Source organism: Anaerolineae bacterium, from assembly GCA_035529315.1.
Taxonomy (GTDB): Bacteria; Desulfobacterota; Desulfobacteria; order Desulfobacterales; family ETH-SRB1; genus Desulfaltia.
Genome location: DATKWZ010000050.1, coordinates 22050 through 35751, shown reverse-complemented (window position 1 = coordinate 35751; position 13702 = coordinate 22050). Strand labels below are relative to the sequence as shown.

Annotated in this window: 12 protein-coding genes; 7 read left to right on the top strand and 5 right to left on the bottom strand. The window is 39.7% G+C overall.

Going from position 1 to position 13702, the window contains the following annotated elements; genetic code table 11:
* Positions 1–96: 96 nt before the first annotated feature.
* The gene (locus tag VMW78_09405; GenBank protein HUV51220.1) at positions 97–429 is read right to left on the bottom strand and encodes a hypothetical protein; all 333 of its coding nucleotides are present in this window, start codon (positions 427–429) and stop codon (positions 97–99) included.
* A 238-nt stretch (positions 430–667) separates the two neighbouring features.
* On the opposite strand from VMW78_09405, the gene smc reads away from it, so the two are divergent.
* From smc to VMW78_09390, 3 genes are all read left to right on the top strand, one after another.
* Positions 668–4258 carry a chromosome segregation protein SMC gene (gene smc, locus VMW78_09400; GenBank protein ID HUV51219.1) on the top strand — a complete coding sequence of 1197 codons (3591 nt, stop codon included), beginning with the start codon at positions 668–670 and terminating at the stop codon, positions 4256–4258.
* Positions 4259–4323: 65 nt separating this feature from the next.
* Positions 4324–5322, top strand: coding sequence for a signal recognition particle-docking protein FtsY (gene ftsY, locus VMW78_09395; protein ID HUV51218.1), 999 nt, complete (start codon positions 4324–4326; stop codon positions 5320–5322).
* A gap of 217 nt (positions 5323–5539) precedes the next feature.
* Positions 5540–5812, top strand: a complete 273-nt coding sequence (locus tag VMW78_09390; GenBank protein HUV51217.1) for an HU family DNA-binding protein — start codon at positions 5540–5542, stop codon at positions 5810–5812.
* A 64-nt stretch (positions 5813–5876) separates the two neighbouring features.
* Here the strand turns inward: VMW78_09390 and VMW78_09385 are convergent, their stop codons facing one another.
* The 4 genes from VMW78_09385 to VMW78_09370 form a co-directional block, all read right to left on the bottom strand.
* Positions 5877–6182 (bottom strand): acylphosphatase, encoded by a 306-nt coding sequence (locus tag VMW78_09385; GenBank protein HUV51216.1) that lies wholly within the window; start codon positions 6180–6182, stop codon positions 5877–5879.
* A gap of 96 nt (positions 6183–6278) precedes the next feature.
* Positions 6279–6971 (bottom strand): anaerobic ribonucleoside-triphosphate reductase activating protein, encoded by a 693-nt coding sequence (locus VMW78_09380; protein ID HUV51215.1) that lies wholly within the window; start codon positions 6969–6971, stop codon positions 6279–6281.
* A 3-nt stretch (positions 6972–6974) separates the two neighbouring features.
* Complete coding sequence (locus VMW78_09375) at positions 6975–9065, bottom strand: ribonucleoside triphosphate reductase (protein HUV51214.1); 2091 nt, start codon at positions 9063–9065, stop codon at positions 6975–6977.
* 184 nt (positions 9066–9249) lie between these two features.
* On the bottom strand, positions 9250–10149 hold the full coding sequence (locus VMW78_09370; protein ID HUV51213.1) for a ChaN family lipoprotein: 900 nt from the start codon (positions 10147–10149) through the stop codon (positions 9250–9252).
* A gap of 184 nt (positions 10150–10333) precedes the next feature.
* Here VMW78_09370 and VMW78_09365 point away from each other — a divergent pair, with 184 nt between their 5' ends.
* From VMW78_09365 to VMW78_09350, 4 genes are all read left to right on the top strand, one after another.
* Positions 10334–10660, top strand: a complete 327-nt coding sequence (locus VMW78_09365; GenBank protein ID HUV51212.1) for a hypothetical protein — start codon at positions 10334–10336, stop codon at positions 10658–10660.
* Between the two features lie 68 nt (positions 10661–10728).
* On the top strand, positions 10729–11205 hold the full coding sequence (locus VMW78_09360) for a hypothetical protein (GenBank protein HUV51211.1): 477 nt from the start codon (positions 10729–10731) through the stop codon (positions 11203–11205).
* 123 nt (positions 11206–11328) lie between these two features.
* The gene (locus VMW78_09355; protein ID HUV51210.1) at positions 11329–11793 is read left to right on the top strand and encodes a CBS domain-containing protein; all 465 of its coding nucleotides are present in this window, start codon (positions 11329–11331) and stop codon (positions 11791–11793) included.
* 141 nt (positions 11794–11934) lie between these two features.
* Positions 11935–13701 carry an AAA family ATPase gene (locus tag VMW78_09350; protein HUV51209.1) on the top strand — a complete coding sequence of 589 codons (1767 nt, stop codon included), beginning with the start codon at positions 11935–11937 and terminating at the stop codon, positions 13699–13701.
* The last annotated feature ends 1 nt before the right edge of the window (position 13702 follow it).

Sequence of the window (13702 nt, the reverse complement as noted above, 5' to 3'; positions counted from 1 at the left end):
AAAAGAAACAATAATTGCCGAAATACTGAAAAAAATTGTTACAAGCACAACCCATATAGCAATTAACGGGGTTCGTATCATAGTGATATCAGTTGATCATGTTTTGATCTCAAGCTTCTCGAATATAGCATCAATAGTTTGAATAAACCAGTTACGCTGTTTTTCTGTTGCATAGCCGACACAGTTGCATCTAATTATATTTTTACTGCGTACCAGAAGTTCGCAGGCCATAATCATTGGTCCTAAATTAACAGCAAAATAAAATGGCTGACATTCGGTATGCTCTGTTTGGACATTGCTAAGGATATCCCGGTCAAGTGGTAGCCAGTAAATACCATCTATACCGGCAGCGTCAAAATTCTTATCCAGATAAGCCCGGATTTTTTCATAATCCACTGGTCTCAACTCATCGATTACATACTGTTTCATAATAACAAAACTATCACAGTTAATTTTTACCTGCAAGACGAATGTTAAATTGAGTATTTTGCAAAGGCCTCAAACTCTTACTAAAATACACTATACCATATATTGTATTTATGCAACAAAATTATACAGCAATTTGTGCTTTTTGCTTTACAAGTCAAATGTTTCTTGTTATTTATTTTAAATTTAGACTTAAATGCTTTTTGAGACCTTAAACCAATAACACAGGAGATTTCCCTGTATGAAACTTAAAAAGTTGGAAATAGCAGGATTTAAATCGTTTTCCGATAAAACCTCCATTGAATTTCATCCTGGTATTTCAGCGATCGTCGGCCCAAATGGTTGCGGCAAAAGCAATATAGTTGATGCGCTAAGATGGGTTATGGGAGAACAAAGCGTAAGACAACTCCGCGGAAAATCTATGGAAGATGTCATATTCGCCGGTTCAAACGGAAAGCCTGTATTGAATATGGCAGAGGTTGCCTTAACAATTTCCAACGACAATGGCGATTCTCCCGCAGAATTAAAGGACTTTACGGAAATTATGTTAACAAGACGCCTTTACCGGTCAGGCGAAAGCGTCTATTCGATAAATAAACAGGCCTGTCGCCTCAAAGACATACATAATATATTTATGGGAAGCGGCATGGGGGCAAAATCGTACGCCGTAATTCAACAGGGGAATATAGGCGCAATTACTGAAGCAGGGCCGGAAGAAAGAAGGGCTTTTATTGAGGAGGCGGCAGGAGTTACCCGTTATAAGAACCAGAAAAATGAAGCTCTTCGAAAAATATACAGTACCAACCAGAATCTTTTACGTGTTGCAGATATAATTGCCGAAATAAAGCACCAGATGGCCACCCTGAAACGTCAGGCAAAAAAGGCGGAAATTTACAAAAATTATCAGAACAGTATCATGCAGATAGACATTCTCATCGGGCTTTATTATTATGACGATTACACCATGCAGATAGAAAAAACCGATCTTTTGTTAAAAAGCCTTAATGACACAAATATTGGGCATACATCAAAACTAAAAAAACTTGATGCTGCTGTAGAAGAAATTAAATTTCAACACTTACAGAAAGTACAGGAAATTTCGGATCAGAAAACCCGTAAATTTGAGCACCAACGCGCTATAGACAAAATTGAAAATGATCTGGGCCATCTCCGCAGAGACATTGAAAGGCTTGGCAATGAAGCCGGGGAATTTGAGATTAATCGTAAAAACCTGGAAGAAAAAAACCAAAACATTTTATCTGAAATCGATAAGGTTAAAAATCAGAACAAAAGCCTGAAAGAAGAAATAAAAAATGCTACATATACGTTGGGCCTTAAACAGTCTGCATCAAAAGAAATTAAAGATAAATTATCAGAACTCGGTCAGCAAATAGAAGCTTATAAAACAAACCTTATGGGCATTGTTGCAAGAGAGGCACAATATAAAAATATTTATCAAAATGCCGTGAATAACAAGGAAAGCCTTAATGGGCGTCTAAAAAGAACCAAAGAGGAAAAGGCTGCCGCAAGCAGTAAGATAATATCAACACAACACCTGGAAACCAAAGCCAAAAGCCGACTTAATTCTTTAACAGCTGAAGCTGGAGAAATAGGCCGGCGTATTGATACTATGCAGAAACGACTTGCTGAAAAAAACAATCTGCTTGGTAAACAGGTTAAACTGGTTCAGACACTGGATATTGAACATAATAAGGTCAGATCACAATACTTAACCTTAAAGAAAATGGAAGATAACTTTGAGTGGTATAAAGATGGCGTCAGGGCCATAATGAAAGCTCAAGATCAAACCCCTGGGGGTCAAAGCGGCAACACGCAGGAAAACCAGCATAAACTTGCTGCTGATGCCATCGGCCTGATAGCGGATATTATCGAGCCGGAACCCTCCTTTGAAACAGCGGTAGAAGCCGTTCTTGGAGAATCTCTTCAATACATTCTTGTAAAGGATCAAGAAGCAGCGCTTTGCTTTATAAACTATCTTCAATCAACAAGTGCTGGTCGTAGCGGGTTTATTCCGGTTTCATCCATCAAGCAAATAGATTTTAGCCATGAAAAAATGCCGGATGTTCAAAAAAGGCTGATAAATCATGTTTCCATAAAGCAGGGATTTGAAAAAATAATTGAAGCTGTTTTAGGGAATGTAGTTGTTGCTTCTGATATCAAAGAAGCCATAACAGAATATAACAACAACGATCTATTGCAAACCATTGTTACCAAAAACGGCGATATTGTCTCCAATCAGGGTATTATGATCGGTGGAAGCAAAGACAATGGAATCGGCATCCTTGCGAAAAAACAAAAGCTCAAAGAGCTTGAACTGCTTATTAACAGCTTGGAGCAGCAGCTGATAGCCGCCCGTAATGACCAAAAAGAGCTGGAAGCCGAAGTTCGCAAAATTGAAAGCAACATGCAAAGGGAGATAGAGCATAAAAGCGCTGTCAGGCAAAATGAAATTGAAGCAGAAAAATTCCTTTACAAGATAACTGAGGATCTGAAGCATGCCGGCAATCATCTTGAAATCGTATCTTTTGAGCAGGATCAGCTTCTGGATGAAAAAAACAACATTGATAAAGAAATAGCCAAATACAACAAAGAGCTGTTTGAAATCACAAACAGTGTAAAAACCGCTCAGGACAAAGTTGCGGAAACATCAAAAAAAATCGACTCTGTATCTTCTGAAATGGAAGGTTTTAATCAGCGTATCATGGATCTCAATCTTGAGCTAACCGCCTTAAATGCAAAACTGGAAAACAGCAATAATACTTTAAGGCGGCTTGAAGAATTTTCTGATGACGGAGTAAAGCAGCTCGGGCAACTTTCCCTGGAAATTAAACAAAAAAATCAAAAGAGAGAGACTTTAAAACAAAAAGTTGTTGAATATGAACAGAGTCTTTCCAGCATGTATAATGATATGAAATCCCTTGAACAGGCGCTTGAAAGCAATAAGGCTGAATATCAAAACATAGCTGCCCAACTCCAGGAAAACGACGGCATTGTATCTGATATACATAGCAAGCGTAAAGATGTCTTGCAAAAAATCCAAATGCTTGAACTTGAGCAATCACAGCGTCATATAAAGCAGGAGGCCATTTCAGGCCGCTTGGCGGAACTTTATCATAAACCCCTTTCACTACTAAGGCCGAATGCATCTGAAATCCCGGAAATGCCTGTAGATAAGATGGAAGATAAGCTCGCAGAGTATAGAAAAAAGATTGCAAATATCGGCGATGTTAATCTTGCAGCTATTAAGGAATATAAACAACTCGAAACCCGTTTTGATTTCATGAATAATCAGTATAACGATCTGGTTAAAGCGCTGGAAGATCTTCAAAATGTGATTAAGAAAATAAACAAAATTACGCAAAAACGTTTTATTGATACTTTCAACCTGATTAATACAAAATTAAGTGAGGTTTTTCCACAGCTTTTTGATGGCGGCTCGGCCAGTCTTATCCTCACACATCCAAACAATCTGCTGGAAACAGGGGTGGAGCTGATGGTCCATCCACGAGGGAAAAAACTTACCAGAATAAGCCTTCTGTCCGGAGGAGAAAAAGCCCTTAGTGCTATTGCCTTTATCTTTTCCATATTTTTAATTAAGCCCACATCCTTCTGCCTTATGGATGAAATCGATGCGCCGCTTGATGACGCCAATATCTTCCGGTTTAATGATCTGCTGAAAATTATTGGATCAAAATCTCAGATTATTATGATCACTCATAATAAAAAGACTATGGAATTTGCTGATATGCTGTTCGGCGTCACTATGGAAAAGCAGGGTATTTCCAAGATTGTTTCAGCAAATTTGGCGTAGCCCAAATTAGTCGCCTACTTAATCCTTAATCGCTCAACCAATTGCGGAGCAAAGCAGAGCTAATCATGGTTTTTAACTGGTTAAAAAAGAATAAAGATAATCATATTTTGCCAAAGCAGGAAACAAAGGCTAAAGCAGTCGATCCAGCAGTGTCCATCGGTTTTTTAAAACACTTAAAACAAGGTCTGGCCAAGACCCGCGAAATTCTTACAACAGATATTGACCAGCTTTTTGCAGGCAACAGAAAAGTTGATGATAATTTGTTGGAAGAGCTTGAAGAGATTCTGATTACCTCCGACATAGGAGTTCAGACAAGCATGGACATTATAGAGAGGATTGCAAAAAAAACTGCAAAAATATCTGGTCCTGACCAGATGAAAGATGCGTTGCGAGAGGAAATATTCTCCATTCTTAATATGCATTCGCTGCTTCCGTCATCTGGAAAGACCACCTCTAAACCTCACGTTATAATGGTAATAGGTGTTAACGGTGTCGGCAAAACTACTACCATAGGGAAACTGGCGGCAAAATATACTGCCGAAGGGAAAAAGGTTCTAATTGTCGCTTCTGATACCTTTAGGGCAGCGGCGATAGAACAGCTTTCAATATGGGCTGATAGAGCAGGCGCAGAAATAGTAAAACACAGGGATAATGCAGATCCTGCTGCTGTTGCATATGATGGTATAGAAGCAGCAATTGCCAGAGGGGTTGATGTTGTGCTTGTAGATACCGCAGGAAGGCTTCACACAAAGATAAACTTGATGGAAGAGCTTAAAAAGATTAAGCGGACTATTTCTAAAAAGCTTCCTGATGCGCCGCATGAAATCCTGCTGGTACTTGATGCAACAACCGGACAGAATGCTCTTTCTCAGGCTAAAGTGTTCTACGATGCGGTCGGTGTTACCGGCATTGCTATTACAAAACTTGACGGAACAGCTAAAGGAGGCATGGTCGTCAGCATAAGCAGCTCTCTTCCAATTCAGCTAAAATATATCGGAATCGGAGAAAAAATCGACGACCTCAGGGAGTTTAATGCAGAGCAGTTTGTCGCCGCCTTGTTTTAACCGGTATTTGTTCATCGCGATGAATAGCATGGCCTTATAATACAGCTTTTGGGGGCTATCTCTGTTCGCATATGCAGCCACAAGGCATATTAACAGCATTGTATGCAAAAAAAGTGTTGACATTAATAATAACCTGCTATATTGCCTGCCGTAGTGGACTAAAAATCAGGTGCTTGCTCATGTATTAATAAACATAAAAAAAGGAGGTAAGATTACTATGACAAAGGCTGAATTGGTAGAAAATATGGCAAAAGATGCTGGCATTTCTAAAGTCGCGGCTTCAACAGCGCTAAATGCTTTTATGGATAGTATAACAAAGGCGCTTAAGAAAAAAGACGGCAAGGTTACGCTGGTAGGGTTTGGAACTTTTTCAAAAGTCCGTCGCAAGGCTCGCAAAGGACGCAACCCTCAAACAGGAGCGCCCATCAAAATCAAAGCTTGCAACGTTGTAAAATTTCGCCCCGGCAAAAAACTAAAGAGCTCCATCTAAACACAAAAAAATCAAGGTGGTTTATTGAGGATGTCTTAATCAAAAAATAAACCGCCTTGATTTTTTAATAAGTAATTTCAAATTTCTTAAACTCACCTTTATAATCTTCAAACTCTACATTCACACTCTTTACACAGGCAAGCGGCGGGCCTTTTCTGCACCACTCAAGAACCGATTTTACACTCTCTTCATCCCCTTCAAGCAGCGCTTCAACATTTCCGTCCCTTTTATTTCTCACCCATCCAAACACCCCTGCATGATCAGCCGCCTGTTTTGTCTCCATTCTAAAAAAAACACCCTGCACCCTGCCGGCAATTACCGTATGGGCTCTAATTTTTTTATCAGAACTGATCTTCTTTTCAGTATTCATTTTTCTTAACTTTTAGGTTTATGAAATAAGCCGACCGAAGTCGGCCTCAGGGATGTGAGTTTTTTATGGTTTAAATTTAATTATACCTGAGGCGGATTAGCGGACAATACACCTTTTTACCCATGATTTTGCTATAGATTTTAGATGCATCAGTTCATCGTCGCTGAAACTACATTCATCCCCATGGAAAAACTCAGGCTGCAATACCCCTGTGTTTTGGAATTTCTGCAGGGCATATAGCTTTGCTCCGCTGATAAGCCTGGAAATACTTTCAATAACATTCGCATCTATAAACGGTTTTATACAGGTGGTCCGGAATTCATAATCTATTTTTGACTCCATAATGATCCTTATGCTTGCGATTATATTTTCCGGACTGTATTTTTTTTCTATCAGAGGGAAATAACAAGTAGGGTCTGTTTTAATATCCATTGCAACATAATCAACAAGACCTTCGTCTATAAGGGCCTGAACAACCAGTGGCCGGCTTCCGTTTGTATCAATCTTTACAGGATATCCCATTTGTTTTGTTTTTCTGCAAAGCCGGATAAGATCTTTTTGAAGGGTGGGCTCCCCGCCGGAAATAACCACACCGTCTAAAAATTCTCTGCGGTTTTCAAGAAAATCATAGATGCTGTTTTCAGTTATATCGGAAGCAAGAAAGCCTCTTGCAAGGTCTGGATTGTGGCAATAAGGGCAGGTAAAATTACACCCTGAAAGAAAGAGCACACAACTTATCTTGCCGGGATAATCGATAAGGGAATTTTTTTGCAAACCACCTACAACCATAACTTATGCTACCTTAAACGTTTTTCTCATCTTAAACTCAGCCTGCTTGCCGTCATTCCACTGCGTTACTGGCCGTAAATAGCCTACCACCCTGGAATAGATTTCGGTCTTCTGTTTACAGGCAGGACATATTTCCTGCTCGCCATTCAAATACCCGTGTGACGGACATACGCTGAAGGTCGGTGTAAGGGTGAAATATGGGAGCCGGAAATTATTTGATACCTTTTTGATCAGACTTTTAATAGCCATGGTGTCGCTTACCAGTTCTCCGAGGAAGATATGCAGCACAGTGCCTCCAGTATATTTTGCCTGGAGACTTTCCTGGAGCATCAGGGTTTTGAGGATATCATCCGTATAGTTGACGGGAAGCTGGGTAGAGTTTGTATAGTATGGGGCTCCCCCTTGCTGGTAGTTATTCTCATTGGCGCAAATAATTTCAGGGAACCTTTTTTTATCAAGCAACGCCAGGCGATATGAAGTGCCTTCTGCCGGCGTTGCCTCCAGATTAAACATCTCGCCTGTTTCCTGCTGTATCTGTGCTATCATGTCACGGATAAAATCCATGACCTTTAGTGAAAACTCCTGACCATTTTTACCGGTAATATCTTCGCCTAAAAAGTTTAAGCATGCTTCATTCATGCCGATAATTCCGATAGTGGAAAAATGGTTTTTCCAGTAAAGACCGGTGTTGTTTTTAATTTCTCTTAAATAAAATTTTGTGTAAGGATAAAGGTTTCTTTCTGTAAATTTTTCAAGGACCTTTCTTTTTATAGCCAGACTGTCCTTTGCAAGAAGTATTGTCTTTGTTAAACGAGCAAAGAAGTCCTTTTCGTTTTGAGCCAAATATCCTATGCGCGGGAGGTTTATGGTTACCACCCCAATCGATCCTGTAAGGGGGTTTGCTCCAAACAGACCACCCCCTCTTTTTAAAAGCTCTCTCTTATCAAGTCGTAAACGGCAACACATTGACCTGGCATCATCAGGTGACATGTCTGAATTTACAAAGTTGGAAAAATAAGGGATTCCATACTTGCCGGTCATTTTCCAGATCGGTTCAAAATTAGGATTATCCCAGTCAAAATCCGCTGTGATGTTATAAGTCGGAATGGGAAATGTAAAAACCCTCCCCTTTGCATCCCCTTCCATCATTACCTCGGCAAAGGCTTTGTTTAACATGTCCATTTCCGGCTGGAAGTCCGAGTATGTCTCATCCTTTTCAACTCCGCCTATGATTACAGGATGATCTTTTAAAATAGAAGGCACATGAAGATCCATGGTAATATTGGTAAATGGAGTTTGAAATCCTACACGTGTCGGTATATTAATATTAAAAACAAACTCCTGCATAGACTGTTTTATCTCTTTATAATTCAGGTTGTCATACCGGATAAAAGGGGCTAAGAGGGTGTCAAAGCTTGAAATAGCCTGGGCGCCTGCTGCTTCACCCTGCAATGTATAGAAAAAGTTTACGATTTGCCCCAGAGCCGATCTAAGATGTTTGGGCGCGGCGCTTTCCACCTTGCCTTTAACCCCCTTGAATCCCTGCTTTAGAATATCTTCCAGATCCCATCCAACACAATAAATCGAAAGCAGGCTCAGGTCGTGTATGTGAAGATCCCCATTTTTATGGGCATGCCTGAACTCCTGGGGATAGATGCGGTTAAGCCAGTATTCTTTTGTAATATCGGATGATATATAATTGTTAAGCCCCTGAAGGGAATAGCACATGTTGCTGTTTTCCTTAATTTTCCAGTCTAATTTCTGGATATAGGTATCAACAAGATCAATATTTGCTTTTGTTGCAATGTTTCTTATCTGCGCATGCTGTTCCCTGTATAGAATATAAGCTTTTGCAGTTTTATAAAATGGAGAATCAAGCAACACCCTTTCAACAACATCCTGTATCTCTTCTACTCCTGGAGCAGGATCAAGGTGGATTTCATGAGCCAAGGTCAGAACTCGAAGGGTCAGCTTTTTTGCCTCTTTTTCCCCGAATTCTTCTGTTGCTTTACCCGCCTTGGCAATCGCGGCTGTAATCTTTGACGAATCAAATGGTACTATCCTTTTGTCCCGTTTTTTTATCTTTTCAAGCACTTTTATTTTCCTTTCCGGTAGGTTAAGCCTTTTGCAAACAAAATTACTACAATTCTACAACATGCTGTATGTCTGTCAACAACTAAATCAACATATTGTGCCTTGGATCAAAAGGCGCTAATGTGAATTGCAAAGAATAACAATAGAGTAGGAATATTTTTCTTTTTTCTGCAGGATTTTTTATTTATTTCATGCCGGTGCCGGGTGCTGGATGATTGCTTTGAGCTTTCATGTTTCCGCTCTCAACATGTCCCATATTATGCTTTTTTATCAAGGGTGTTACCCATATATAATCTGCAAAGGAAAGTTCGGCCTTGCTTCCTGCCGGCGCCAACAAAAGGGTTTTAAAGCCGGCTCCGGTACGACTAAAGGCCCGGTCAGGTATTCCGAATTTACGTATAATGTGACCATTTCCAGCCAAAACAACTATCATAGACGTTTTTTTTAGATAAAGCGCTATTGATTCGGCCATTGTTTCTTCCCACACACACTGGACCATATAAAAATGCTCAAAACTTTCTCTTCCCTTTATTTTGTGTTGTTTGAATATCTCTTCTAAATAGGCCCTGTGATCAACGTTGGTGGTATCTATCCTTTTGGGGAGGTGTTTTTTTTCATCGCCTGATAAGCTCTCAATTCCGCCGACAGCTATCTTGGGCGGAATATGGAAGGGTATGTTCAGGCCTATAAGCGCTATATGTCTTTCCTTGATAAAAGCAAGTATGTCTTTGTATAATTCAAAGTCAAATTTCCAGTTCGCATACCAGTGCGTCTTTTCCAGAAGCCCCTTTTCATCCAGCCTGCCGGCAGACCACATATCCAGTATTTTCTGGTATGAACTATCAAATGCCTCCATGCCGACTATAAGTTCCGGATGTGTGTCAACAAGCCTTTTGATAACCCTTAGCTGGATTTTATGATGTGCTGAATCTGTGTGTGTTTCACCAATATAAATTACTTTAGCCATGTTCAGGTCGGCAATAAGCTCTTCAAAAGATACAGGGGCGCCGGTTTTGGTGTTGATTATATCCCCCTCTTTAAACGACACCGACAAATCCTCGATTAAAAGTTTTTTTGGCGCCATTGCGCATCCCCATATAAAATTCATAAAGGCTATAAAACAAAAAAGTATAAATATTGTTTTCCTGCTTAACTTCATTGTATGTCGAGGCCTTCAAAAACCCCTTCCTTTGCATTCCCTTTTTATAATTTGACGAACTTGTAGAAAATTTGTAATATTATAATAATTCAGCCACAGATTCACACGGATGAACGCAGATAGATTTAAACACAAAGAAACACAGAACATCAAGAATTATATTATGCGCCTTCAGCAAAATCCGCTATTTAGAAAAGAAATCGCTCCATGGTATGATTCAGATACAAGCTGTTTGATAATGATCGGCTTTTTTTTTATCGTATTTTTGTTCGGCATTACCGGTATTTCTGAAGCATATGAAAAAATTGAATATCATAAGCATGTTTGGGTTCCGGGCATTCTTGCCATACTGAGCGGAGTAACAATAATTTCAACGTCAATACGCCTGATAAAAAGATACCGCAAACAACAGGCCAAAGAAAGGTATGATTTATGAAAGATGGCAAAATCGACTTTCAAAATGGGTTTTGAAACAGCTTTTAATCTTTTGAAGGGAGATAAAGCATGAAGATAACTAATTTAATTGTATGGAAAAGCGCTGCTGTTCTTATAGCGCTTATTGTTTTTACAGGCTGCGCATCAAATTATGGATGTCTTCAGCAAAGCCGGGATGTCACAAAGCTTTTTGAACACTTTAAGACACTTGATAAATACAGATATTATTACAGCGGAACGGAAACAGAGCCAAATGCCATAATTGGAATTAAGAACGATTATATACTTGTAACAAAACTGTGGAAAGATGTTGATCTTACCGAGAAACAGCTGAAAAACTGGATCGACCGGATGCGCCAGACTCATGATTTTCCTGTCAGCCCTTATGGATCTTTAATCCTGGATCATGAAGGCAAACAGGTGGGAATCTGGTATTCTGCATGGGACAGCACCATCGTAAAGATTGAAAAGGATAACCATATCGTTGTTCATACGCCAACGGTTCCCATTAAAAAGATCATGTTTCTTAAACAAAATGACGAATAACTTCGACCGTAAGTAAGTTAGCCATTTTTAGATTCGCTCGCTATCGCGGTTCAATCAAGATAATATCATTAAGAGGCAAATATAGACCCTTAATGACTTAACGTGTTAAAACAGGAGGAAACAATGATTATTGCCAGAGACATCATGAACACCAACCTGATTACCGTCACCCCTGATATGGATATTTCCAGGGCAGCCAAAATCCTTTTTGATAACCGGATTAACGGCGTACCGGTAGTGGACGATAACGGAGGTTTGGTGGGCATTCTGTGCCAAAGCGATCTTATTACCCAGCAGAAAAAGCTGCCGATCCCCACTATTTTTACTTTCCTTGACGGCCTCATCCGGCTGACATCTGTGAAACAGATCGAAAAGCAGGTCCGTAAAATCGCCGCCCTCACGGTTTTGGAAGCAATGACGCCTAAGCCGGTCACGGTCCGGCCGGACACCGGACTCGAAACCGTTGCGGCCCTGATGGTAGACAGCAATTTTCATACCCTGCCGGTGGTCGAAGACTCTTGTCTGGTGGGAATCATCGGCAAGGCGGATGTTCTTCGCACCCTTATATCCGCCACTGAAAGCCACTGAGATCTTTGAAAAAAAGCATGTAAATGGTATCTAAGTCTTGCAGATGATTTCTCTTTTCAAAGGTCTCAGGCTACACCTTACCCGGCGGATTTAGCTCTACCAACTTGCTTTTTATATAATATATGATTATAGTCTCAAATTATGAAGGAAAATAATGAAAAAATACCAAATCCCAAAGAGCTTGAAAAAGAAATAAGTGAATTTCTGGCTAAAAAGTTCGGAGATAATGTTAAAATTGTATCTCCAATGGTTGTTCCTCAGGCAGTAACGCTGGAGAAGGAAGGGAAAGAGCCGAAAAAGAAAAAAAAGCTGTTTTTTAACTTAAAACCCGAAGATCTTATCTCCTACCTTGACCAATATATCGTTAAGCAGGATATGGCCAAGGCCATTCTATCTACAAAAATTTGCACCCACTTCAATCGCATCAAACATGCACAAGATTTTCCGGAAAGCGTCAATGAAATAGTCGGCAGCATCAAGAACAATGTCCTAATGATCGGGCCTACCGGTGTCGGCAAGACATATCTGATTAAACTTATCGCAAAAAAAATCGGCGTTCCGTTTGTCAAAGGGGATGCAACAAAATTCAGCGAAACAGGTTATGTTGGAGGGGATGTAGAGGATCTGGTTCGAGATCTTGTCAGAGAGACTAACGATGATATTGAACTTGCTCAATATGGCATCATATATATAGATGAAGTCGATAAAATTGCGTCAAGCCGCAACCTGATAGGGGCTGATGTGTCACGAACAGGCGTGCAGCGTGCTCTGCTAAAACCAATGGAAGAAACCGATATAGATTTAAAGGTTCCGCACGATCCTATTTCGATGCTTCAGGAAATCGAACGGTATCGTAAAACAGGCAAACGTAATAAGCGTACTGTAAACACCAAAAATATTCTTTTTATCATGAGCGGGGCATTCAGCGATCTAACCAAAATAATTAAAAAACGTGTGGCTGAGTATGGCATCGGTTTTGGCGCTCATATTACAAGCCCCAGGGAACAAACCGAAATTCTGCAGCAGGTAATGCCTGAAGATCTGACAACATACGGGTTTGAGTCCGAATTCGTTGGACGTCTGCCTGTAAAGGCTGTTTTTGAAAGATTAACCGAAAAAGACCTTTATGAAATTTTAAAAAACCCCAACAACCCCATAATTCTTGGAAAAAAACTTGATTTTGCAGCATATGGCATCAAGGTTAAGTTCGAAGATGAAGCGCTCCGCATATTATCAAAACAGGCCTTTAATGAAAACACAGGTGCAAGAGGCCTGGTAAGCGTCTTTGAAATGGCCCTGCTTTTGTTTGAAAAGAAATTGCCGTCAACCGATATTAAAAAATTTCCTGTAACCGCTTTTGTTGTTAATGAACCTGAAAAAGCTCTTGAAACTCTTTTATCACCTTTAAACGAAGAAAAGTTAACCGCAAGCTTTAACGAACTGGCAAGCAAGGAAAAAGAGTTTATTAAGGAATATTTGCAAAAAAACAGTAAGAGGTTAAGTGAAAGATACAATCTGACCATGACCCAGTCACGCATAGATATTGTTGCATCTTTTTACTGCAAGTATATAATGGAAATTGAGCGCAGCGTTGAAAAAATAAAAACCTTTTATGATGAAATTAAAAAAATAGAACTATTCTTTTTCCAAAATCATGATATTAATATAATTATGGAAGAACAAGCCGTTGATTTTATTATTAAACAGTTTATTGATTCCGGCATTAAACTTGAAGAATTCTACCAACAGCTAATAATCGATTTTGAATTAGGGTTTAAACTCATTAAAGAAAAAACAGGGAAAAACCGTTTCTTTATTACAAAACAGGCGCTTTTAGGGCCGGAATCTTTTATAAGCAATCTCATTAAAAATGAACTTAAAAACAACAATACACCAGGAAAGGCCTAAG

Excerpts from the sequence above, each read along its gene's own strand:
- VMW78_09390 (HUV51217.1), top strand. The coding sequence starts at position 5,540 with ATGACAAAGGCTGAATTGGTAGAAAATATGGCAAAAGATGCTGGCATT.
- VMW78_09405 (HUV51220.1), bottom strand. The coding sequence starts at position 429 with ATGAAACAGTATGTAATCGATGAGTTGAGACCAGTGGATTATGAAAAA.
- VMW78_09365 (HUV51212.1), top strand. The coding sequence starts at position 10,334 with ATGAACGCAGATAGATTTAAACACAAAGAAACACAGAACATCAAGAAT.
- VMW78_09370 (HUV51213.1), bottom strand. The coding sequence starts at position 10,149 with ATGGCGCCAAAAAAACTTTTAATCGAGGATTTGTCGGTGTCGTTTAAA.
- smc (HUV51219.1), top strand. The coding sequence starts at position 668 with ATGAAACTTAAAAAGTTGGAAATAGCAGGATTTAAATCGTTTTCCGAT.
- ftsY (HUV51218.1), top strand. The coding sequence starts at position 4,324 with ATGGTTTTTAACTGGTTAAAAAAGAATAAAGATAATCATATTTTGCCA.
- VMW78_09385 (HUV51216.1), bottom strand. The coding sequence starts at position 6,182 with ATGAATACTGAAAAGAAGATCAGTTCTGATAAAAAAATTAGAGCCCAT.
- VMW78_09360 (HUV51211.1), top strand. The coding sequence starts at position 10,729 with ATGAAGATAACTAATTTAATTGTATGGAAAAGCGCTGCTGTTCTTATA.
- VMW78_09380 (HUV51215.1), bottom strand. The coding sequence starts at position 6,971 with ATGGTTGTAGGTGGTTTGCAAAAAAATTCCCTTATCGATTATCCCGGC.
- VMW78_09355 (HUV51210.1), top strand. The coding sequence starts at position 11,329 with ATGATTATTGCCAGAGACATCATGAACACCAACCTGATTACCGTCACC.
- VMW78_09350 (HUV51209.1), top strand. The coding sequence starts at position 11,935 with ATGAAGGAAAATAATGAAAAAATACCAAATCCCAAAGAGCTTGAAAAA.